Origin of the sequence: Rhodococcus sp. ABRD24 (assembly GCF_004328705.1) — a bacterium.
Lineage (GTDB): Bacteria > Actinomycetota > Actinomycetes > Mycobacteriales > Mycobacteriaceae > Prescottella.
In genome coordinates this window covers 1,324,369-1,349,911 of the sequence record NZ_CP035319.1, presented here as the reverse complement: position 1 = coordinate 1,349,911, position 25,543 = coordinate 1,324,369, and the positions used below count along the sequence as shown (strand labels likewise).

Genomic DNA, 25,543 nt, shown 5'->3' with positions numbered 1-25,543 from the left:
GTGACAGCGCGCAAGATCGTCCAGCGGGGCCTGTGGTTCGAGGAGTTCGAGACCGGGGTGGTGTACGCACACCGGCCCGGGCGCACGATCACCGAGGCAGACAACGTCCTGTTCACGACGATGACGATGAACACCCAGGCGCTGCACCTCGATGCGGCGTTCGCCGCCGAGACCCAGTTCGGTGAGCGCCTGGTCAATTCGATGTTCACGCTGTCGACGCTCGTCGGACTGTCGGTCGCACAGCTGACGCAGGGCACGATCGTCGCGAACCTCGGATTCTCCGAGATAGCCTTCCCCAAGCCGCTGTTCCATGGGGACACGCTGTACGCGGAGACCGTCGTGACCGATTTGCGCGAGTCCCGCAGCCGACCCGGCGAGGGCATCGTGACGTTCGAGCACACCGGGCGCAATCAGCACGCGGACGTGGTGGCGTCGGCCGTCCGCAAGACGCTCGTCCGGAAGAAGCCGGCATGACCGGCACCTATGGATCCGAGAGTGTCTGGGCGGGAACGATCCCCGGTCCGGCCTGGCTCTTCTGTCCGGCCGACCGGCCGGAACGGTTCGCGAAGGCAGCGGCGACGGCGGATGTCGTGATCCTCGACCTCGAGGACGGCGTCGCAGCAGCGGACAAGGAGGCCGCCCGCCGGGCTCTGGTCGATACACCGCTCGATCCGGACCGAACCGTGGTACGGGTGAATGCGCACGGAACCGACGATTACGCGCTCGACTGTGCGGCGCTGGACCGAACGCCGTACACCGCGGTGATGCTGCCCAAGTGCGAATCCGTCGACCAGGTACTCGATCTCGCGCCGCTGTCGGTGATCGCGCTGATCGAGTCGCCGCTCGGTGTGTTGACGGTGGAGCGTTCGGCTCGGGCCACCAACGCGATCGGCGTCATGTGGGGTGCGGAGGATCTGGTGGCGGGGCTGGGCGGTACGTCGAGCCGCCACCCCGACGGGGGCTACCGCGACGTCGCGCGGCACGCGCGTTGCACCGCACTGCTCGCGGCCAAGGCACACGGGCTGTTCGCCTTGGACTCTGTGTACCTGGACATTCCGGATCTCGACGGGCTGGGCGCGGAGTCCGATGACGCGGTCGCGGTCGGGTTCGACGCCAAGGTCGCGATCCACCCGCGTCAGGTCGAGGTGATCCGGCGCGCGTACGCGCCCACCGCCGAGCAGTCGGGGTGGGCGGAACGGGTGCTGGCGGCGGCGTCTCGCGAGCGGGGTGTGTTCGCGTTCGAGGGACGGATGGTCGACGCACCAGTGCTCCGGCATGCCGAGGAGATTCTGCGCAGATCCGGCATCGGGTCCGCCGGTGGGGAAGGCTGAACGCATGACGAGCGAGCACGTGACGGGCCTACGACCGCAGTGGGTGCCCAGCGACGAGGACGTCGAGCACGCCAGAATCACAGACTTCGCGCGCTGGGTGGAGCGGCGTACGGGGCTGTCGCTGCCGGATTACGGGACCCTGTGGCAGTGGTCCGTCGAGGATCTCGGGGCGTTCTGGCAGGCGGTGTGGGACTACTTCGCTGTCCAGTCCGACACCGATCCCGGCCCGGCGCTCGCGGATGCGACGATGCCCGGCGCGGTGTGGTTCCCGGGTGCCCGACTCAACTACGTCGATCACATTGCGCGGTGCGCGCGCACCGACCGGCCCGCGATCGTCTACGAGGCCGAAGACGGGGAGACCGAGACCGTGTCGTGGGCGGAACTGCTACGGCAGACGGGCGCGCTGGCGTCGACGCTGCGCGGCATCGGCGTCGAGCCGGGTGACCGGGTGGTCGGCTACCTGCCGAACGTGCCCGAGGCGATCGTCGCGTTCCTCGCGACCGCGAGCCTGGGTGCGGTGTGGGCGGCGTGTGGGCAGGACTATTCGGCGCCGGCGGCCCTGGACCGGCTCGGTCAGCTCGCACCGAAGGTACTGGTGGCGGCGGACGGATACTCCTTCGGCGGCAAGTTGTACTCGCGTGACGACGAGGTGCGGCAGTTGCGGGCCGGGATGCCGACACTCGTCGCGACGGTAGTGGTGCCTCGGATCGGCGCCGGTGTGGTCGACGGCGCCCTGCTTTGGCAGGACGTGACCGCCGTCGACGCCCCGCTCGAGCCGGTGCCGGTGTCGTTCGACCACCCGCTGTGGGTCGTGTTCTCGTCGGGCACGACCGGGTTGCCGAAGGGCATCGTGCACGGCCATGGCGGGGTGCTCCTCGAGCACCTCAAGGCGATCGCGTTGCAGATGGATATCGGCCCCGCCGACATCTTCTACTGGTACACCAGCCCCAGCTGGATGATGTGGAACTTCCAGGTCGCCGGTCTGCTGGTCGGCGCCACCGTCGTCTGTTACGACGGCAGCCCGTCGTTTCCGCACCAGGGCAGGTTGTGGGAGTCCGCCGATCGGCTCGCGGTGACGGTACTCGGAACCAGCCCCGGATACGTCCAGGCGTGTGCGAAGGCAGGGTTTCTCCCGTCCCGCGAAAATGACCTGCATTCGCTGCGTGCAGTCGGGATCACGGGTTCGACCCTGCCGGCCGAATTGTCGCAGTGGTTGTCCGACAATGTCGGATCGCATGTGCCGGTCGTCTCCATCAGCGGCGGCACGGATGTGGTGTCCGCGTTCGCCGGCGGTGCCCGCACCGTGCCCGTGTGGCCCGGCGAACTGTCGGTGCCGTACCTGGGCGTCGCGCTCGATGCCTTCGACGAGTCCGGCTGCTCCGTACGTGGGGAGGTCGGCGAGCTCGTGATCACCCGCCCGATGCCGTCGATGCCGGTGAGATTCTGGAATGATCCTGACGGAAATCGTTATCGTGAAAGCTATTTCGCGGACTTCCCCGGTGTATGGCGGCATGGTGACTGGATCTCGGTGACTGAGCGGGGCGGGATCGTCATGCATGGGCGGTCGGATTCGACGCTCAACCGCAACGGGATCCGCATGGGCAGTGCCGACATCTACCAGGTGGTGGAACGACTACCGGAGATCGTCGAATCGCTGGTGATCGGGGCCGAGCGCCCCGATGGCGGTTACTGGATGCCGCTGTTCGTGGTGCTGGCGGACGGTGCCGAGCTCGACGACGCACTACGGGAGCGGATCCGGGATGCGATCCGGGAACACGCGTCGGCGCGGCATGTGCCCGACGAGATCATCGCCGCGCCCGGCATCCCGCACACTCGTACCGGCAAGAAGCTCGAGGTCCCGATCAAACGTCTGTTCCAGGGTGGCGATCCGCACAGGGTTGTCGACCGTAGCGCCGTCGACGATGCCGGGCTGGTGGACTGGTTCGCCCGGTTCGGGGCGCGGTGACGGAGGCTCTCTACCCGCCGGTAAGATTCCCTGGCACGCACTTGACGGCCACCATCGACGGAGCGGTCCGCCGGAAGGGGGCGGAAAAGAGCTAAACCCTTGTACTCTTCGGTGACGCGTCCGGGCACCGGCCCGGGCGACGAGTCCGGGCGTGCATCGGGACCGGAGTCGAGGAGAGGGACACTGTGACGGTCGGAGCCAAATCGACTGTGGTGCGGGTGCCCAAGGCGGGTGAACTCGTGGCCGCGAATCTTCGTCGGCGCATCATCACCGGCGAACTCGGTGCCGGTGATCCACTGCCCAGTGAATCCGTGCTCATGGAGCAGTTCGGCGTCTCACGCCCTACGTTGCGTGAGGCCTTCCGGATTCTCGAGTCGGAGTCGATCATCACCGTGCTCCGAGGGGCTCGGGGTGGCGCCCGCGTCATGGCGCCGGACGCATCGGTGGCCGCGCGGTACACCGGGCTGCTGCTTCAATACCAGGGAACACCGCTCGTGGATGTCTACCGTGCTCGCGCCTCACTCGAGGTATCTGCGGTGGGTGTGCTCGCCGGGCCGGATCACGTCGATGCTCTCGATCGGCTCGCCGGCATGATCTCGACCGGTGCGGAATTGGTGGACGACGCGGCCGCGTTCGCACATCACGATGTGCTCCTGCACCAGAGTCTGGTCGACCTGGCGGGCAATGAGACCCTCGCCGTACTGGCGGGGATGCTGGTACACATCATCGAGGCGCACAATGCTCTGTTCATCGCTTCACACGGCGACGGCACCGAGCGGCCGGCGGCTCGTGCCGCACAGCGGGCGTACACCAAGCTGCTCGGTCACCTGCGCAACAGCGATGGGGTCGAGGCGCAGAATTTCTGGCGAAAGCACCTGGACGGCATCGAAAAGTACATGGTCGGCGACTCGGCGACCACTCTTGTCGAGGTCCTGTCCTGAACCGGTGGGTTCGGAAACTGGCGGTCCGCCGCCGCAATGGGGTGCCCGGTGAGCTTGTGGTGAGGGTGCGGCCGACCAAGGTGATCGTCGCCTTCGGCGTGACGTTGTAAGTGTGACGCGGCGTCCTACTAAATGAGCTTTTGTCAAAGCGACCCTGTAGATTGTCTTGGGTGCTCAACCCAGGAAATTCGGTGATCGACTGTCTCACGTGACCCGCTCGGACGGATCGGGGAGCGAGGCGGTCGATCACGATCCACGTGGTTGACAACCCCTCCGTGATCTGGCCTGCCCGGCGCCAGCCGACTCGGACTGTTGTAACGAACAGGGTCCGATCAGCAGATATACCCCGAGCGAGTACCTGTGACAGCGGTTCCTCCGTGCCTGCGTCGGGCTCGGCTCGAACGGGTTGTGTGCTCGGTGTCCGCCGCGTGTCGGGGTTTCCGCATGTGGTGGGCGCGCGTGATGGTGGGAGAGAGAGGCTTTGGGTTTGGACTCGCTAGGCGTCGGTGGACTAGAGAGTGGCAGCTCGATCAGGGAGGATGTGAACGCAGGTCCATTCCCGCTGTCTCAGGCTCAGCTCGGGATGTGGTTTGCACAACACGTCGATCCTTCGGTGCCGGCGAACATCGCACAGTACGTCGAGTTGCGTGGACACCTGGATGTCGACATCCTGCACCGGGCGAGTGCTGCTGCTGCGGGTGAGAGTGGGTCGGGCTACGTCCGACTCCTCGAGATCGACGCGCAACCTCACCAGATGATCGACACCAGCCTCGACGATTCGCCCGAGTACGTCGACCTGCGTTCGGACGCCGATCCCCGCGCTGCCGCGCTCGCATGGATGCGGGCCGACTACAGCGCGCCGGTCGACCTGCTCCGGGACCGCCTGGTGTCGGCGGCGGTCCTGCGGATCGAGGACGAGGTCTACTACTGGTACAACCGCGCCCACCACGTGGTCCTGGACGGCTTCGGCGCCACCACCTTCGTCAACCGCGTCGCCGAGCTGTACACGGCTGCGGTCGACGGTGTCGAGCCGACGGAGAACCTGGCTTCCCCGCTCGAGCGGGTGTACGAGGCCGAACGCTCATACCGCGCGTCCACTCGCTTCGCATCCGACCGCGACTACTGGCTCGATCGGGTGTCCGGGGTGGAGGAGACGAGTCTCGCCGGCCGTGCCGCTCCGCCTGCTCCGCTCAGCCGCATCGACAGTGCTGCGCTGACCGCGACCGCGTCCGCGCGGATGGACGCGTTCCTCGAGCGTGAGGACACGACGATCGCGACCGTGGTGATCGCGGCGTTCGCGGCGTATCTCGCGCAGATGACGGGGCGCGAGGACGTCGTGCTGAGCCTGCCGGTCACTGCCCGTACCAGCGCCGTCCTGCGGCGCTCCGGTGGCATGGTGTCCAACGTCGTGCCGCTGCGGCTGACCGTCGCCGCGCACACCACGGTCGCCGAGCTGCTCGGGGAGGTCGCCGCCGAGGTCTCGGGCGCGCTGCGCCACCAGCGGTACCGGCACGAGGACATCCGCCGGGACGTCAGCGGAACCGCCGGACAGGCGTCGTTCTTCGGCCCGTGGGTGAACATCATGATGTTCCACACGGAACTGCGCTTCGGCGACATGCTCGGTGAGCTCAACATCCTCTCGACCGGGCTCATCGAGGATCTCGGTGTCAACCTGTACCAGAGCGTCGCCGGTACGAAGACTCACGTGGATTTCGAGTCCAATCCCAATCTGTACACCGACGACGAGGCCCGCCGGAATCACGAGCGTTTCGTCGAGTTCCTCGATCGGTACATCGGCGCCGCTTCCGATTGCCGGGTGTGGGACCTGTCTCTGCCCACCGCGGTGGAGCGCCGGACGGTACTGGGCGACTGGGTTCGGACCCGCCACCGGTATCACGAGCGCACCCTGGCGCAGGCTTTCGAGGAACAGGTGGCGCGCACACCCGACGCCACCGCGGTGATCCATGAGGGCACGTCGCTCACCTACTCCGAGCTGAACGCGCGCGCCAACGGGCTCGCCCGCATCCTCACGGGTATGGGTGTCGGTCCGGAATCGCTTGTCGGACTGTCTATTCGGCGTTCGATTGATCTCGTCGCTGGGCTCTATGCCATCGTCAAGACGGGCGGTGCCTGGGTGCCGATCGACCCCGACCATCCGGTGGACCGCACCGCCTACATTCTCGAGTCGGCGCGTCCGGCCTGTGTGCTGACCACTGCACGCGACGAGGTCGACCTGCCGGCTGGAACTGTGACGCTCGAGATCGACACACTCGACGTCGATGCGCTCGACTGCCGTGCGGTGACCGACGCGGATCGTCTGGCGCCGCTGCGTCCGGACAACACCGCGTATGTGATCTACACGTCGGGATCGACCGGACGCCCCAAGGGTGTTGCGGTCTCGCATGCAGCGATCGACAACCAGCTCGAGTGGATGCTGCACGAGTATCCGATGACCACGTCCGACGTGTACCTGCAGAAGACCGCGACCACGTTCGATGTGTCGCTCTGGGGCTTCTTCATGCCGTTGCGGGTGGGTGCGGCAATGGTCGTGGCCACCCCGGACGGCCACCGCGATCCCGTCTACGTCGCCTCCAAGATCGCCGAACATTCGATCACGGTCACCGACTTCGTCCCCTCGATGCTGACCGTCTTCGTCGCGAATGCTCCTGCCGGAACGTGTGATTCGCTGCGCAATGTCTTCGTGATCGGTGAGGCGCTGCCGACCGAGACCGCAGCCGACTTCCGTGAGCTGTGCGATGCGGGACTGCACAACCTCTACGGCCCCACCGAAGCGGCCGTGTCGGTGACCTACTACGAGTCCGGTCCGCAGGACCTGACGACCGTCCCGATCGGTGTCGCCGAATGGAACACGCGGGCGTACGTGCTCGACCACCGCCTGCGGCCCACCCCTATCGGACAGCCGGGCGAGCTGTATCTCGCGGGAGACCAGCTGGCGCGCGGTTACGTCGGTCGGCCCGACATCACGTCGGATCGTTTCGTGGCCAACCCCTTCGGCGGCGTCGACGGGATCGGTGTCGCGGGTGAACGGATGTACCGCACCGGTGACCTGGTGCGATGGCGCGCGGACGGCACCCTGGACTACATCGGGCGCACCGATTTCCAGGTCAAGTTCCGCGGCCAGCGGATCGAGCTCGGCGAGATCGAGACGGCCCTGCTGGCGCATGACGACGTTTCTCAGGCAGTGGTGCTGGTGGTCGCCACCGGGACCGGCGACCAACTGGTGGCCTACACGGTCCCGGCCCCCGGACGAACGATCGTTCCCGCGGAGGTCTCCGAGTTCGCGGGCCGCTCACTGCCTGCGTACATGGTTCCGGCGTCGATCACGGTGCTCGACGAGTTCCCCCTCAATACCAGCGGCAAGCTCGACCGCAAGGCGCTGCCGGATCCACTCTTCCTGAGCAACAAGGAGTTCCGCGCACCCCGTACCGACGCTGAGAAGGCCGTCGCCACGGTGTTCTCCGAGGTGTTGGGGATCGAACGGGTCGGTCTGGACGACGACTTCTTCGAGCTCGGCGGCAACTCCCTCGTCGCGACACAGGTCGTCAGCCGCGTCGGCTCGGCACTGGGCATCCGGCTCGGAGTCCGCGAACTCTTCGAGGCGCCCACCGTCGCGGCGCTCGCCGCCCGCGCCGGTTCGGGAGCGATGCGAACTGCGGGACTTCCGGTCCTGGGTTCGGTGCCGCGCCCGGGGCGGGTCCCGCTGTCGCTTGCACAGCAGCGGATGTGGTTCCTCAACCGCTTCGATGCCACGACCGCGGTGTACAACCTGCCGTTCGCGGTCCGGCTGTCCGGCGCGGTGGATCCGCGGGCGTTTTCCGCGGCCTTCGCGGACGTGGTCGATCGTCACGAGTCGCTGCGCACGATCTACCCCGAGGTCGACGGCAGCGCGCACCAGCTGATCCTGCCGGTGTCCGAAACCGTTCGCGTACTGGATCCGGTCACGATCGACGAGGACGAACTCGCGCCCCGTCTGCTGCGACTCGCATCGCGTGGCTTCGACGTCACGACCGAGGTTCCGTTCCGTGTCGAGCTGTTCCGGATATCTGATACCGAGTATGTCGCGGCTGTGGTCCTGCACCACATCGCCTCGGACGGTTCGTCGTTCGGTCCGCTTGCGCGTGACCTCATGGTTGCGTACGCCGCCCGAGTCGAGGGTTCGTCGCCCGACTGGACGCCGTTGCCGGTGCAGTACGCGGACTATGCGGTATGGCAACACGAAGTGCTGGGTTCGGACGCCGATGCGGACTCTCTTGCGGCGCGCCAGATCAGCTACTGGACAGAGACTCTCGCGGGGCTACCGGACCAGCTGGACCTGCCGGCGGATCGACCCCGACCTGCCGTTGCGTCGAACGCCGGTGCCAAGTACCGGTTCGACATCTCGGCCGAGTCTCATGTTCGACTGCTCGAGATTGCGCGCGAACACAACTCGACGTTGTTCATGGTGATACACGCCGCGTACGCGGTACTGCTCGCGCGGCTGAGCGGCACCTCGGACATTGCGATCGGTACGCCCGTTGCGGGCCGCGGTGACGCGTCACTCGACGACCTCATCGGCATGTTCGTCAACACCCTGGTGCTGCGGACACACGTCGACCCGGCAATGTCGTTCGCGGATCTGCTCGGCAGCGTCAAGGAGAGCGATCTCGAGGCGTACGGACATGCCGAGATACCGTTCGAATGGCTCGTCGAGGCGTTGAAGCCGACTCGTTCTCCGGCCCGCCACCCCCTCTTCCAGGCGATGCTGTCGGTGGAGGTTGCGGGTGTGCGTGACCTGAGTTTCGCCGGCGTGCGAGCGACCGCCGCCGAGCTCGACGTCCCGATCTCGAAATTCGATCTGCAGCTGTCGATCTCGGAAAGATACGACGAGTCCGGTGCACCCGCCGTTATCGCCGCGGTCTTCGAGTACGCGACGGATCTGTTCGACGCGTCGACGATCGAGTCCTTCGCAGAGCGGTTCGTGCGAATCCTCGACGCCGTCGTGGCGGACCCAGCACAGCCGACCGGTGACGCCGAGATCCTCGGTAGCGGCGAGGCCGGTGCCCTCACCGCGGTGCACGGCGGACCGGTCGGCCACGAGCGTCTGCTGGTGGAGATCCTCGGTACGGGCGCCTCGGCCAACCCGGATGGTGTGGCGGTGAGCTGCGCGGGAACCGCGCTGACCTACGGTGAGCTCGATGTCCGGTCGAACCGTCTCGCGCGCCGGCTGATCGCCGACGGTGTCGGCCCGGAAACCGTTGTGGCGCTGAGCTTTCCGCGTTCCTGGGAGATGGTGCTGGGCGTGTGGGCAGTCGCGAAGACCGGCGCCGCGTACGTTCCGGTGGACCCGACCTACCCCGCCGACCGCATCGAGCACATGCTCGAGGACTCGGGTGCGATCCTCGGAATCACCTCCGATGCCGCGCTGTCGACGCTGCCCCAGGAGACGACGTGGTACGCGCTCGATGCGCTCGAGGCGTCTGCCTTCGACCTTGCGGACGCTCCGGTGACGGACGCCGATCGGATGGTGCCGCTGCGGCTCGATCACATTGCGTACGTGATCTACACGTCGGGTTCGACCGGACGCCCGAAGGGGGTCGCGGTGACGCACCGGGGTCTGTCGGGTCTGGTGGACCAGTCGGTCGATCTCTACGGCGTGACGGCGTCCGACCGGGTGCTGCACATCTGCAGTCCGAGCTTCGACCCATCGCTGTTCGAGTGGATGCTCGCCGCGTCCGCCGGAGCGGAACTCGTGGTGGTGCCGCCGTCGATCCTCGGTGGTGCCGAACTGCACTCGCTGCTCGCCGAGGCTCGGGTGACGCACGCGATCATCACCCCCGCAGTCCTCGGGTCGATGAACCCACAGGACCTCGGCCACCTGTGCCTGGTCTCCGTCGGCGGCGACGCCTCCACCTCGGAACTCGTCAGTCGCTGGGCCCCGGGCCGCCGCTTCTTCAATGCGTACGGGCCCACCGAGACGACGATCGTTTCGACCCGCGCCGAGCTGTTCTCGGGTCATCCCATCACGATCGGCGGACCGGTCCCGGGCGTTGGCGCGCTGATCCTCGACGCGCGATTGCGCCCAGTCCCGGTGGGTGTCGCGGGCGAGCTGTATCTGACGGGCGATGCCCTCGCTCGTGGATACCACGGCAGGCCCGGACTTTCCGCCGATCGCTTCGTCGCCGATCCGTTCGGCGCCGCCGGTCAGCGGATGTACCGCACCGGCGACGTGGTCCGCTGGAAGGCTGCGGCGTGCGAAGCGACCGAGGGTGTCACCGGCCACGCGATCGAGTACGTCGGCCGGTCCGATTTCCAGGTCAAGGTGCGTGGATTCCGGATCGAGCTGGGCGAGATCGACGCTGCCCTCACCAGCCATGCCGACGTGTCTTTCGCAGCGACTGTCGGGCACCGGCTGCCATCGGATCAGATCGCGCTGGTGTCGTACATCTCGGCATCTGACGATGTCGACGTCCGGTCGGTGTCCGAGCACGCGGCGTCGATTCTGCCGTCGTACATGGTGCCGGCATCGATCGTCGTACTCGACGAGATCCCGCTGACCCCGGTGGGCAAGCTGGACCGGGCCGCACTGCCGGCGCCGGTCTTCGAGGCCCGCGAGTTCCGGGCACCGACGACGCCGATCGAGGAGATCGTCGCCGATGTGTTCGCCGATGTTCTCGGTGCCGAGCGGGTAGGCCTGGACGACGACTTCTTCGCACTCGGCGGCAACTCGCTCATCGCGACCCAGGTGATGTCGCGGCTGGGTGCGGCACTGGACGCGCGCGTCCCGGTGCGGATCCTGTTCGAGACCTCGACGGTCGCCGCCCTGGCGGCCCGGGTCGAGCAGCATGCCGGTGCCGGTGCGCGCAAGGCGCTACTCGCCGGTCCGCGGCCGGACCGAGTTCCGCTGTCCCTCGCACAGCAGCGGATGTGGTTCCTCAACCGCCTCGACCCCGAATCTGCCACGTACAACCTTGCGTTCGGGCTGCGCATGTCCGGGATCCTCGACATCAGCGGCCTACAGGTCGCGGTGATGGACGTGCTCGATCGTCACGAGTCGTTGCGGACCGTCTTCCCGGATTCGCCGGACGGTCCGCACCAGGTGGTGGTCGATGCCGTGCAGATCGTTCCAAATCTGACTCCGCGAGAGGTCTCGCGTGCGGGCTTGCAGCGTGCCATGCTCGCGCTCGCCGCTCGCGGATTCGACGTCACCAGCGAGGTCCCGGTGCGTGCCGGGCTGTTCCGGATCAGTCCCACCGAGCACGTGCTGGCGATCGTGGTGCACCACATCAGCGCCGACGGCTGGTCGATGGGGCCGATGGCGCGGGACATCATGGTGTCGTACGCCGCCCGCACCCAGTGGGATCAGCCCGCCTGGGCGCAGCTTCCGGTGCAGTACGCGGACTATTCTCTGTGGCAGAAGGAGATCCTCGGTTCCGAGGACGATCCGGGTTCGGTGATCTCGAGTCAGACCAGGTACTGGCTCGACCAGCTCGACGGGCTGGCGGACCAGCTGGATCTGCCGTCCGATCGGCCCCGCCCGGCGAACCAGTCCTTCCGCGGTGCCCACACCGAGTTCGAGATCTCCCCGGAGGTCCATCGCGCGCTCATCGACCTCGCACACGCGCACAACGCATCGCTGTTCATGGTCGTGCACGCCGCACTCTCGGTGCTGCTGTCACGACTGTCGGGCACGAGCGACATCGCGATCGGTACGCCGGTCGCGGGCCGCGGCGAGCAGGCGCTCGACGACCTCGTCGGCATGTTCGTCAACACGTTGGTCCTGCGGACCGAGGTCGACCACGGCGCGCGGTTCACCGACGTGCTCGGTCACGCCCGCGACGTAGCGCTGGGCGCGTTCGCGCACTCCGACATTCCGTTCGAGCGCCTCGTCGAGGTGCTCAACCCGGCTCGCTCGACGGCGCGCCATCCGCTGTTCCAGGTGATGCTCTCGTTCGAAAACCTCGGTGTCACGCACCTCGACCTGCCGGGCCTGACGATCGACAAGGTCGATCTCGATGCCGCGGTCGCCAAGTTCGACCTGCAGTTCACCTTCCGGGAGACCATTGCGGAGAACGGCGACGCCGGGGGCATGACCGCCGAGTTCACCTATGCGACAGATCTTTTCGATGAACCCACGGTGCAGGCCTTCGCCCGCCGGTTCGTCCGGATCCTCGAAGCGGTCGCCGGCCCCGTCGACGTCATCGTCGGGGACGTCGAATTGCTCGACGCGGATGAGGCGAAGCAACTGACCATCCCGGTGGGCCCCGGCGCGCCGGATCCCGTCGTGCTCTCGGACCTGCTCGCCGCCGCCGCCGACATGGACCCGTCGGCGGTCGCGCTCGAGTGTGGCGAACGCCGGGTTACCTACCGCGAACTCGACGAGCGGTCCACCCGGCTGGCGCGACTGCTGGTCTCGCGCGGTGCCGGACCGGAGGACGTCATCGCCGTCGCGCTCACCCGGTCGATCGAATCGGTGACTGCTGTGTGGGCCGTCGCAAAGTCCGGGGCGGCCTTCGTGCCCGTCGACCCGAACTACCCCGGTGACCGTGTCGCACACATGGTGTCGGATTCCGGTGCCATTCTCGGTATCACCGTCGCCGAGCACGCATCCGGTCTGCCCGAGCAGTTGCCGTGGCTGGTGCTCGACGATGCCGCGGTGTCCAGTGCCATCGATACCCAATCTCCGAGCCGGGTGTCGAATGCAGACCGGGTTCGGATGCTGGCGCCGAGCCATCCCGCGTACGTCATCTACACGTCGGGATCGACGGGCGTTCCCAAGGGCGTGGTCGTCACGCACTCCGGCCTCGCCGCGTTCGCCGAGGAGCAGGTGGCGCGCTACGGGCTGGCATCGGATTCGCGAACCCTGCACTTTGCGTCGCCGAGCTTCGACGCATCGATCCTCGAGCTGCTGATGGCCGTCGGGTCCGGATCAACGATGGTGATCGCACCGACGTCGATCTACGGCGGCGCCGAGCTCACCGAACTGCTCGCCGTCCGGCGCGTGACCCATGCGTTCGTTACGCCGGCGGCGCTGGCGTCTGCGGACTCCGCGGGTCTCGACGACCTTCGCGTCATCGTGGTCGGCGGCGAGGCGTGCTCGGCCGAACTGGTCGCGCGCTGGGCTACCGGCGGTCGCCGGATGTTCAACGCGTACGGCCCGACCGAGGCAACGGTTGCCTCCAATATCTCCGACCCGCTCGTGCCCGGATCTCCGGTGACGATCGGCCGTGCGATTCGCGGGGCGAATACCTACGTGCTCGACGCACGGCTGCGCCCGGTTCCGGCCGGAGTCGTGGGTGAGCTGTATATCGAGGGCACGGGGCTGGCCCGTGGCTATCACGAGCGGGCTGCGCTGACCGCGGACCGCTTCGTGGCAAACCCGTTCGGGGCGCCGGGCACTCGCCTCTACCGAACCGGCGATGTGGTGCGCACCGGTGCCGATCGCGTGATCGAGTACGTCGGACGCGCTGATCATCAGGTGAAGCTGAGAGGCTTCCGCATCGAACTGGGCGAGATCGAAGCTGCTCTCCTCGGCGTAGATGCGATTGCCCAGGCGGTCGTGATCGTCAAGCGGGATCAGCTCGTAGCCTATGTCGTTGCAGCAGTGGGGTACCTTGTCGATCCGGTCGCAGTGAGGGAAGCGGTGGGGCTGGCACTGCCGTCCCACATGGTTCCGGCCGCGATCGTCGTGCTCGACGAGATTCCGCTCGGTGCCAGCGGCAAGGTCGACCGGAAGGCGTTGCCGGAGCCGGAGTTCGAAGTCAAGGCATACCGCGCGCCCGAGACGGCGGCCGAACGGATGGTCGCCGAGGTCTTCGCGGAACTCCTCGATGTCGGGGCCGTCGGCAGGGACGACGACTTCTTCGATCTCGGTGGTAACTCGCTGATCGCTACCCGTGCCGCCGCCCGCCTGGGGGAGGCCACGGACGCAACCGTTCCGGTGCGCCTGCTGTTCGAAGTGTCCACGGTGCACGGGCTGGCCGCGCGGATCGAGAGGAGCGCCGGTGGCGGCAGGCGTGCGCTCACTGCAAGTCCTCGACCGAGCCGGATCCCACTGTCCTACGCGCAGCAGCGCATGTGGTTCCTGGCCCGGTTCGACGCTGATTCCGCCGCGAACAACATCCCGGTGGCCATCCGGCTGTCCGGGTTACTGGACCGCCATGCCATGCGTGCGGCTGTGATCGATGTGCTGGGCCGGCACGAGGCCCTGCGCACCGTCTATCCCGAAGTCGACGGCGTCGGCCAGCAGGTGGTGCTGCCCATCGACCGGATCGAGGTTCCCCGCGAACCTGTCCCGATGCGGGCGGAGGATCTGAACGCGGCGTTGGCGGAGTTGGCCCACACACCGTTCGATGTAACACGTGAGGCGCCGATTCGGACGGCGGTGTTCGAGCTCAGCCCCACCGAGCACGTCCTCGCGCTCGTGGTGCATCACATTGCGGCTGATGGCTTCTCGATGGGACCGCTCACGCGGGATGTCGTCGTGGCTTACGCAGCTCGATGCGCCGGCGAGGTGCCCGCGTGGGCGCCGCTGGCAGTGCAATACGCCGACTACACGCTGTGGCAGCGGGAGGTTCTCGGTCGCGAGGACGATCCGGATTCGCTGATCGCGCGGCAGATCGGCTATTGGGCCGGTCAGCTCGCCGGGGTGCCGGATCAGCTTGACCTGCCGTCGGATCGGCCCCGCCGGGCGACGGCGTCGATGCGAGGTGCGGGGCACCGATTCTCGATCGACGCGGTCACACATCAGGCGATAGCGACGCTCGCGCAGCGCGAGAACGCGACTCCATTCATGGTGGTGCACGCGGCGCTTGCGGTGCTGCTGGCCCGACTCAGCGGGACGTCGGATATCGCGATCGGCACGCCGGTGGCCGGCCGTGGCGAGTCGGCGCTCGACGATGTGGTGGGCATGTTCGTCAACACCCTGGTCCTGCGGACCGAGGTGGACGGTGCGCGCTCGTTCATCGAACTGCTCGGGGCGGCGCGCCGGGTCGACGTCGGTGCATTCGCGCACGCGGACGTCCCGTTCGAGCGGCTCGTGGAGGTGCTCGATCCGCAGCGCTCACAGGCGCGGCACCCGCTGTTCCAGGTGATGCTGACGTTCCAGAATCTGGGACCACTTGCATTGGAGCTACAGGGATTGTCGGTGTCCGCCATCGACGTCGACGTGCCGGTGGCGAAGTTCGACCTGCAGATCACCGTCGCGGAAGCGGTCGACGAGGCCGGCGTGCCCGCGGGGTTGGCCGTCGACCTGACATATGCCACCGATCTGTTCGACGCGCCGACCATAGCCGGATTTGCGGCGCGGTTCGCGCGGCTGCTCGGCGCTGTGACAGCGAACCCGGAGTTGCCGGTCGGAGATGTGCCGCTGCTGGATTCGGCGGAATGTGACCTGGTGTTGCGTGGGTGGAACAACACCGATCGGGTGGTCGCGGGTGCGACGCTGGTGGAGTTGTTCGAGGCACAGGTGTCGCGGACGCCGGATGCGGTGGCATTGGTGTTCGAGGGTGAGTCGCTGTCGTATGGCGATTTTGCGGCTCGGGTGAATCGCACGGCGCGGATGCTGATCGCGGAGGGAGTGGGGCCGGACTCGTTGGTGGGTCTGGGGATGCGCCGGTCGATCGACCTTCTGGTCGGCATGTACGCCGTACTGGCGGCGGGTGGCGGATATGTGCCGGTGGATCCGGATCAGCCGGTCGAGCGCAGTGGTTACATCCTGCACACGGCGAGGCCGCTGCTGGTGCTGACGACCTCACGGGACGCGGCCGATCTGCCGAACTCGACCGTGCTCGAACTCGACCGGGTCGACGTGTCCGGCTTCTCTGATTTGCCGATTGCAGATTCGGATCGGGTTGCGCCGCTGCGGGGCTCGAACGCCGCGTACGTGATCTTCACATCGGGTTCGACGGGCAGGCCGAAGGGTGTGACGGTTTCGCATGCGGCGATCGTGAATCGCCTGGTGTGGATGCAGGCCGAGTATGCGCTCGCGGCATCGGATGTGGTGCTGCAGAAGACGCCATTCACGTTCGACGTTTCGGTGTGGGAGTTCTTCTGGCCGCTGCAGACGGGCGCCCGACTGGTGATCGCCGCACCCGACGGTCATCGCGACCCTGCGTACCTCGCGCGAACCATGGTCGAACACTCCGTGACCACGGCGCACTTCGTGCCGTCGATGCTGGCTGTCTTCGTGTCGGAACCGTCTGCTCACCAGGCAGATTCGCTTCGTATGGTCTTCGCCTCGGGTGAGGCGCTGCCGCCGCAGACCGCCGCCCGGTTCCGGGAGATCTCGAACGCCGCGCTGCACAACCTCTACGGCCCGACCGAGGCTGCCGTCGATGTCACGTTCCACGAGGTCACGGCGGCGGACGTGACGGTGCCGATCGGCGCGCCGGTGTGGAACACGAAGGTGTTCGTACTCGATGGACGGCTGCGACCGGTGCCGCTGGGTGTGCCCGGTGAGCTGTACCTGTCCGGTGTCCAGGTGGCGCGCGGGTACGTCGGCCGTAGTGATCTGACGGCGGATCGGTTCGTGGCGAACCCGTTCGCGGATAGTGGCGAGCGGATGTATCGCACGGGCGACCTCGTTCGGTGGACCGGTGACGGCGAGCTGGAGTATCTCGGGCGCACGGACTTCCAGGTGAAGCTGCGCGGTTTGCGGATCGAGCTGGGTGAGATCGAGGCTGCACTGTTGGCGCAGGATCCGATTGCCCAGGCGGTGGTCGTGGTGAAGAGTGATCAGCTGGTTGCGTATGTGGTCCCGGCCGGCGACGCGAGGGTGGATGTCGATCGGATCAAGCGGTCGCTGGCCGCGACATTGGCGTCGTACATGGTGCCGGCGGTGTTCGTGGAGCTGGACGAGTTCCCGCTGAATCCGTCGGGCAAGCTGGATCGTAAGTTGTTGCCGGAACCGGTATTCGAGGCGCGTGAGTTCCGCGCGCCGACCACGCCGATCGAGGAGATCGTCGCGGGGGTGTTCGCGGATGTGCTGCACCTCGAGCGGGTTGGACTCGATGACGACTTCTTCACGCGGGGCGGTAACTCGCTGATCGGCACACAGGTGGTCTCGCGACTGGGCGCCGCCCTCGACACTCAGGTGCCTGTTCGCGCGCTGTTCGAGGCGTCCACGGTGGAGGAACTCGCCGCCCGGATCGGTGCACTCGCCGGAAACGGTGCGCGGAAGGCACTCGTGGCGGGGCCGCGTCCCGAGCGGTTGCCGTTGTCGTTGGCACAGCAGCGCATGTGGTTCCTCAACAGGTTCGAACCGGACTCCGCCGTCGACAACATCCCGGTTGCGATCCGGCTGTCCGGTGCGCTGGACGTCGACGCGCTCCAGGCCGCGATTCGTGACGTGGTCACCCGCCATGAATCGCTGCGCACGGTGTTCCCGGACATCGACGGTGTGGGAGCCCAGGTGATCGTGTCGGCGGATCGCGCCGTCGTCGATCTCGGCGCGGAGTCGATTGCCGAGGCGGAGCTGCTCGAGCGGATAGCGGCATTCGCCTCCGCCGGGTTCGACCTGGAGACCGACCTGCCAGTGCGGGCGCGGCTGTTCCGGCTGGCGGCCGACGAGCAGGTTCTGGTCCTCGTGGTCCATCACATCGCGGCGGACGGCTTCTCGATGGCGCCGTTGACCCGCGATGTCATGGTGGCGTACGCGGCGCGGTCCGCGGGCGAGGCGCCGGCATGGGAGCCGCTCGCGGTGCAGTACGCGGACTTCACGTTGTGGCAACGGGACGTGCTCGGCAGTGAGGACGATCCGGGATCGGTGATCTCCCGGCAGATCCAGTACTGGGAGGCGGCTCTTGCGGATCTGCCTGACCAGCTGGATCTGCCGTCGGACCGCCCGCGCCCGGCTGTGGCCTCCAACCGCGGTGCCACGCACCGATTCTCGATCGACGCCGAATTGCACGCCGGAATCGACCGGGTGGCCCGCACACACGGGGCGACTGCGTTCATGGTGGTCCACGCCGCGCTGGTGGTGCTGCTGTCCCGGCTCAGCGGCACGTCGGACATCGCGGTCGGTACCCCGGTGGCCGGTCGCGGCGAGGCTGCGCTCGACGATGTGATCGGCATGTTCGTGGGCACCCTGGTGCTGCGAACCGAGGTCGACGGCGGAGCTCCGTTCGCGGAGCTGCTCGCGCGGGTCCGGTCGTCCGACCTCGACGCGTTCGGGCATGCGGATGTCCCGTTCGAGCGGCTGGTCGAGGTGCTGGACCCGCAGCGCTCGCAGGCGCGGCACCCGCTGTTCCAGGTGATGCTGGCCTTCCAGAACATGAGCCGGGCGTCGCTCGAGCTCGACGGACTGAGCGTGGCCGGTGTGGATTTCGACGCCGCGATCGCCAAGTTCGACCTGCAGATGACGGTGGAACCCGCGCCGTCCGGGGGCGAGCTGTCGGTGGAGCTCACGTATGCGACGGATCTGTTCGACGAATCGTCGATGGTTGCGTTCGCGGACAGATTCCTGGGCGTGCTCGGCGCGATAACCGAGGACGCCTCGGTAGCTGTCGGTGACATCGATCTGCTGGGGGCCGACGGCCGCGATCGTGTTCTGAAACAGTGGAATTCGACCGATCACGTGGTCGAAGACGGTGCCACGCTGGTGGAGTTGTTCGAGGTGCAGGCGGCTCGGACGCCGGACGCGACGGCGCTGGTGTTCGAGGGAGACTCGCTGAGCTACGGTGAGTTCGCGGCTCGGGTCAATCGCACGGCCCGGTTCCTCATCTCACAGGGTGTGGGACCCGACTCGCTTGTCGGACTGGGGATGCGGCGGTCGGTGGATCTTCTGGTCGGCATGTATGCGGTGCTGGCAGCCGGTGGCGGGTACGTGCCGGTGGATCCGGATCAGCCGGCCGAACGCAACGGGTACATCCTCGACACGGCGAAGCCGACGTTGATACTGACGACGTCGCAGGATGCGGCCGAACTGCCGGACTCCGCAACCGCAATCGAACTCGACACCCTCGACGTGTTCGGCTTCGAGGATCTTCCCGTGCGCGATGAGGAGCGCACCACCGCGCTGCGGGCGGAGAACACCGCGTACGTGATCTTCACCTCGGGGTCGACGGGGCGTCCGAAGGGTGTCGCAGTTGCGCATTCGGCCATCGTGAACCAGATCCAGTGGCTGACGGCCGAGTACGGCCTGTCGGCTGACGACGTGGTGTTGCAGAAGACGCCGTTCACCTTCGACGTATCGCTGTGGGAACTCTTCGGCACCCTCGTCGTGGGTGGCCGACTGGTGGTTGCGGCGCCGGACGGGCATCGGGACCCGGTCTATCTGAGGCGGGTCATCGAGGCGGAGTCGGTGACCGCGACGTCGTTCGTGCCGTCGATGCTGTCGGCGTTCACGTCCGAACTGGCTGCGGACAGGTGCGGCTCGCTGCGAACCGTGCTGGTCGCGGGTGAGGCGTTCCCGACGGCAACAGCGGCTGCGTTCTCGGCGGTCAACGGTGCTGAGCTGCACAATCTGTACGGGCCGACGGAGTTCGCGGTGCACGCGACCGCGCGGCCGGTCGACGGTGTGGTCGGCGCGAGTGTGCCCATGGGCGGTCCGGTCTGGAACACGCGGGCCTTCGTGCTCGACGGGCGACTGCGTCCGGTCCCGGCAGGTGTCGCCGGTGAGTTGTATCTGGCCGGTGCCCAGTTGGCGCGCGGCTACGTCGGCCGCCCCGATCTGACGTCGGACCGCTTCGTGGCGAACCCGTTCTCTCGCACCGGCGAGCGGATGTATCGCACGGGCGACCTCGTTCGGTGGACCGGTGACGGCGAGCTGGAGTATCTGGGCCGCACGGACTTCCAGGTGAAGCTGCGCGGTCTGCGGATCGAGCTGGGTGAGATCGAGTCGGCACTGCTGGCGCAGGACTCGATCGCCCAGGCGGTGGTTGTGGTCAAGAGCGATCAGTTGGTGGCCTATGTGGTTCCGGCCTCCGGACAGAGTGTCGACACCGATGCCACCAGGGCGGCGCTGGCGGCCTCGCTCGCGTCGTACATGGTCCCGGCATCGGTTGTCGTACTCGGCGAGTTCCCGCTGAATGCGTCGGGCAAGCTTGATCGGAAGCTGCTGCCGGAGCCGGTGTTCGAGGCCCGCGAGTTCCGGGCCCCGGTCTCCCCGGTCCAGGAGATAGTTGCGGGTGTCTTCGCGGAGGTCCTCGATCTCGAACGTGTTGGTCTCGACGACGACTTCTTCGCCCTCGGCGGCAACTCGCTGATCGCGACGCAGATCGTTTCGCGACTGGGAGCGGCACTCGACATCCGGGTGCCGGTGCGGGACCTGTTCGAGGCATCGACGGTCGATTTGCTGGCAAGGCGCTTGTCCGAGCAGTCCGGTGGTGGCCGTCAGGCCCTCACCGCCCGCACGCGCCCCGAGCGGATTCCGCTGTCGCTTGCGCAGCAGCGGATGTGGTTCCTCAATCGCTTCGACGCCGCGTCCGCGGCGTACAACATTCCGATGGCGTTGCGGCTGTCCGGCGATCTGGACATCGCGGCCCTGGCACAGGCTCTCGCCGATGTCCTGGGCCGGCACGAGTCTCTGCGCACCGTGTTCCCGGCGACCGACGACGGGCCGGAGCAACTGATTCTGTCCTCGGCGGATGCGGCCCGCACGACGATGAACCTGGAACCGATCGATGTCGACTCCGAGGACCTCGCCGACAGGATGCGGTCGCTCGCCGCGACACATTTCGACGTCACCGCGGACGTTCCGATCCGGGTAGCGCTGTACCGCGTCGGGGACAGGGACTTCGTACTGGGAATGGTCGTGCACCACATCAGCGCGGACGGTGTGTCGCTCGCGCCGCTGACGCGAGATGTGATGACGGCCTATGCGGCTCGTGTGCACGGTCAGGCCCCGCGCTGGGCGCCGCTGACGGTGCAGTACGCCGACTACGCGCTGTGGCAGCGCGAGATGCTCGGCGATGAGACCGATCCCGAGTCGGTGGCGGCGCAGCAGATCGCGTACTGGGCGGATGCGCTGGCCGATCTGCCGGATCAGCTGAATCTGCCGACCGACCGGCCCCGGCCGGCTGTTCAGAGTTTGCGAGGCGGGGTGATCGAGTTCGAGATCGACCCGGAAACCCATCGAGGACTGCGTGATCTCGCGCGGAAGCGCAGTGCGACGCTGTTCATGGCGATGCACTCGGCGTTCGTGGTGCTGCTGTCGCGGCTCTCGGGCAGCGATGACATCGCCATCGGTACCCCTATTGCCGGCCGCGGCGAGGCCGCACTCGACGACCTCGTCGGCATGTTCGTCAACACACTGGTGTTCCGGACCAGGATCGACGGTGAACTCTCGTTCGCCGATCTGCTCGGCCACGTCCGGGAGACCGACCTGCAGGCGTTCGCCAACGCGGACGTGCCGTTCGAGCGTCTCGTCGAGGTGCTCAATCCGGCGCGCTCGACCGCGCGGCACCCGCTCTTCCAGGTGGGCTTCTCGTTCCAGAACCACGAACGGGGCACCCTCGAGCTTCCGGGGCTCGCGGTCGAGGTTGCCGAGGTGGAAGCCGGTGTGGCCCAGTTCGATCTGCATCTCATCGTCGAGGATCACTACGATGACGGTGGTGATCCCGCTGGCATGAAGGCATCGATGACGTATGCGGCGGATCTGTTCGATGAGCAGACCGTCCGTTCGTTCGCCGACCGCTTCGGGCGGCTGCTCACATCCGTCGTGATCAAGCCTGTGGTGCCCGTCGGAGACGTCGACATGCTCGACGTCGATGAGCGTGCGCGGGTGCTCGCGGCGTGGAACGCCACCGATCGTGCGGTGCCGCCGGCGACTCTGGTGGATCTCTTCGACGCGCAGGTGGCGGCGACGCCATCGGCGGTCGCGCTGGTCTACGAGGATGGAACACTCACTTACGCCGAGTTCGACGCGCGCGTGAACCGTCTTGCGCGGCACCTCATCGCACAGGGTGTGGGTCCGGAATCCTCGGTGGGTCTCGCGGTCCGTCGGTCGGTGGATTTGCTGGTGGGTATGTATGCGGTCGCGAAGACCGGTGGCGCCTACGTACCGATCGATCCGGATCAGCCGGTGGAGCGGATCGGGTACGTGCTCGCCGCTGCGGCGCCGGTGTGTGTGCTGACCACAGTGCGGGATGGTTTCGCCGAAACAGGGAGCGGCACCGCCGCCCTCGACCCGTGGCCGGTGTTCGAGATCGATGCCCTCGAACTGTCGGCGTATGACGCGGACCCGGTCGCCGACGCCGAGCGCCGGGCGCCTCTGCGCCCCGACAACACCGCGTACGTGATCTTCACGTCCGGTTCCACGGGGCGGCCGAAGGGCGTGACGGTTTCGCATGCGGCCGTCGTCAACCAGTTGCTCTGGATGCGCGCCGAATACGAGCTCGACAGTTCCGATGCGGCACTTCTCAAGACTGCCGCGACGTTCGACCTGTCGGTGTGGGAGTTCTGGTCGATGGCGACGTGCGGTGGCCGCCTGGTGATCGCGACGCCGGACGGTCACCGTGATCCCGGCTACCTGCTGGATGCGCTGCGCGACCATCAGGTCACGACCTTGCACGTGGTCCCGTCGATGCTGTCGATGCTGCTCACGACAGCGGATGGTGTGTTGCCGGCGTCGCTGCGCCGGGTCTTTGCGATCGGTGAGGCGCTGCCGGCGGCGACCGCGCAGGCGTTCCGCGAGAGCAACGCTGCTGTGCTGCACAACCTGTACGGCCCCACCGAGGCCGCGGTGTCGGTGACCCATCACGAGGTCACCGCCGCGGACACCGTAGTCGTTCCGATCGGTAAACCGGAGTGGAACACCCAGGTGTACGTGCTGGATTCGCGGCTGAACCCGGTTCCCGCCAGGGTGGCCGGCGAGTTGTATCTCGCGGGTGCCCAGCTGGCCCGTGGGTATCACGGACGGCCCGATCTGACGGCGGAGCGCTTCGTGGCGAACCCGTGGGCAGCCGGTGAACGCATGTACCGCACCGGCGACGTCGTGCGCTGGACTGGCAGCGGCGAGCTCGAGTATGTCGAGCGGGCCGACTTCCAGGTGAAGGTCCGTGGCTTCCGGATCGAACTCGGCGAGATCGAGGCCGCACTGCGCGAACTCACGTTCGTGCACGAAGCCGCGGTCATGGCACATACCGACAGCCACACCGGCACACGGCTTGTGGCATACCTGGTGGCCGGGTCCGGTGTCGATACCGCGGCGAGCCGCGAGGTCGATACCGCGGCGAGCCGCGAGGTCGATACCGCGGCGAGCCGCGAGGTCGATACCGCGGCAGTTCGCGCCGAGCTGTCGCGGACGCTGCCGTCGTACATGGTTCCGTCGATGTTCGTGTCGCTGGAGGCGTTGCCGCTCAACGCGAACGGCAAGCTCGACCGCAAGGCGCTGCCCGTGCCGACGTTCGAGGCGCGAGACTTCCGGGCGGCCACCACGCCGCTGGAAGAGACCGTCGCCGGTGTGTTCGCGGACGTCTTGGGAGTCGGCCGCGTCGGATTGGACGACGACTTCTTCGAACTCGGTGGCAACTCGCTCGTCGCGACGCAGCTGGTGGCGCGGCTTGGCGCCGCACTCGATACTCAGGTGCCGGTGCGGATGGTGTTCGAGGATTCCACCGTGGCCGGCCTCGTTGCCGGTGTGACACCGCTGATCGGTCGCGGAGCGCGGGCCGCGCTCACGGCGCGCCCGCGTCCGGACGTGGTCCCGTTGTCGCTGGCGCAGCAGCGGATGTGGACGCTCAACCGGGTGGATCCGGAGTCGGCGGCCTACAACATTCCGGTGGCGGTACGGCTGTCGGGCGCGCTCGATGTGGCGGTCCTGCGGGAAGCGGTGTCCGATGTGATCGCGCGGCACGAGGTGCTGCACACGATGTACCCGGACTCGGTGGACGGTCCGATCCAGGTGCTGGTCCCGCCGACCGAGGTGGCGCCGGAACTGACGCCGGTCCGGGTCACGGAGGCCGAGATCGTCGACCGTCTCGCTGCGGTGCTCGGGCGGGGATTCGACGTCACCACGGAGGTTCCGGTTCGGGCAGCCCTGTTCGAGCTCGGCACACATGAACATGTGCTGGCGTTCGTCGCGCACCACATCAGCGCCGACGGGTTCTCGATGCGACCGCTGATCCGGGATGTGATGCTCGCGTACGTCGCGCGGATCGGCGGCGACGTGCCGGGTTGGCAGCCGCTCGGTGTGCAGTACGCGGACTTCAGTCTGTGGCAGCGGGAGGTACTGGGCGAGGAATCCGATCCGTCCAGTGTCATCTCGCGTCAGATCGCCTACTGGGCAGACGAATTGAACGGCGCGCCGGAACTGCTGGCGCTGCCGACCGATCGCCCGCGTCCGGCTCGCCAGTCGATGGCGGGTGACACCGTCGAGTTCGCGATGGACGCGGAACTCGCTGCGCGGGTGGAGAAGGTGGCGCGGGATCAGGGTGCCACCACCTTCATGGTCTTCCATGCGGCGCTGGCCGTGCTGCTGTCGCGACTCGGCGGCTCGAACGACGTCGTGGTCGGCACGCCCGTCGCGGGTCGCGGTGAGCAGGCCACGGGCGATCTGATCGGCATGTTCGTCAACACGCTGGCGTTGCGGACGCAGGTCGAGCAGGGCGCACCGTTCACGGCGCTGCTGGCGCAGGTACGGGAGAAGGATCTGGCCGCGTTCGGTCAGGCCGATGTCCCGTTCGAGCGGATCGTCGACGCGGCGGGGGTGCGCCGGTCGAGCGCGTACTCGCCGCTGTTCCAGGTGATGCTCACCTTCCAGAACATGGACACGGGGACGTTTGCGCTCCCGGGTCTCGAGGTGTCGGCGCTCGACCTGGGCGGCGACCAGGCAAAGTTCGACCTGCAGCTCACCGCGGTCGAGCAGTACGGCGACACCGGCGAACTCGCCGGAATCCGGGCCCAGCTCACCTATGCCACGGCGCTGTTCGACCGCACCACGATGGAGGCGTTCGCGGCGCGATTCCTGCGCCTTCTGGACGCCGTCACCTCCGATCCGTCGATCGTGTTGCGCGCCATCGACATCCTCAGCGACGGCGAGCGTGCGGCGCTCACGCCGAAGAAGGCGAAGACCGTCGAGGACTTGCCCGGTCTCGTGGCCGGTGCAGCCGGGGTCGCGCCGGATGCCATGGCGATCTCGCATGGCGGCACGGATGTCACTTTCGGCGACCTGCACGCCAAGCTCGAGGCGGTCCGTGCCGCGATGGGTGGAGCACTCAAGGCGGAGGCGCTCATGACGGTGGCGCTGTCCGGCTTGTTGCCGGGCATCCTGCCGGCACTGGGTGCGGACGGCTACTCGTCGGCGATCGCTGCGATGATTGCCGACGCCACGGAGCTGATCGAGAACAACCGGTAGATGTCGGGAGGAC

General features: G+C 67.4%; 5 protein-coding genes. All 5 read left to right on the top strand.

Going from position 1 to position 25,543, the window contains the following annotated elements; translation table 11 throughout:
- Positions 1-474, top strand: a complete 474-nt coding sequence (locus ERC79_RS05960) for a MaoC family dehydratase (RefSeq protein ID WP_131576583.1) — start codon at positions 1-3, stop codon at positions 472-474.
- Positions 471-1,331, top strand: coding sequence for a CoA ester lyase (locus ERC79_RS05955; RefSeq protein ID WP_131576582.1), 861 nt, complete (start codon positions 471-473; stop codon positions 1,329-1,331). The genes ERC79_RS05960 and ERC79_RS05955 overlap by 4 nt, the downstream gene beginning before the upstream one ends.
- A 4-nt stretch (positions 1,332-1,335) precedes the next feature.
- On the top strand, positions 1,336-3,297 hold the full coding sequence (locus ERC79_RS05950; protein WP_131576581.1) for an acetoacetate--CoA ligase: 1,962 nt from the start codon (positions 1,336-1,338) through the stop codon (positions 3,295-3,297).
- Between the two features lie 185 nt (positions 3,298-3,482).
- Positions 3,483-4,238 (top strand): GntR family transcriptional regulator, encoded by a 756-nt coding sequence (locus ERC79_RS05945; protein ID WP_131576579.1) that lies wholly within the window; start codon positions 3,483-3,485, stop codon positions 4,236-4,238.
- 541 nt (positions 4,239-4,779) lie between these two features.
- Positions 4,780-25,530, top strand: a complete 20,751-nt coding sequence (locus ERC79_RS05935; RefSeq protein ID WP_242676751.1) for a non-ribosomal peptide synthase/polyketide synthase — start codon at positions 4,780-4,782, stop codon at positions 25,528-25,530.
- Positions 25,531-25,543 lie beyond the last annotated feature (13 nt).

What these genes read in the sequence shown, in the direction of transcription:
- ERC79_RS05955 (WP_131576582.1), top strand. Translation starts at nt 471, where the DNA reads ATGACCGGCACCTATGGATCCGAGAGTGTCTGGGCGGGAACGATCCCC.
- ERC79_RS05950 (WP_131576581.1), top strand. Translation starts at nt 1,336, where the DNA reads ATGACGAGCGAGCACGTGACGGGCCTACGACCGCAGTGGGTGCCCAGC.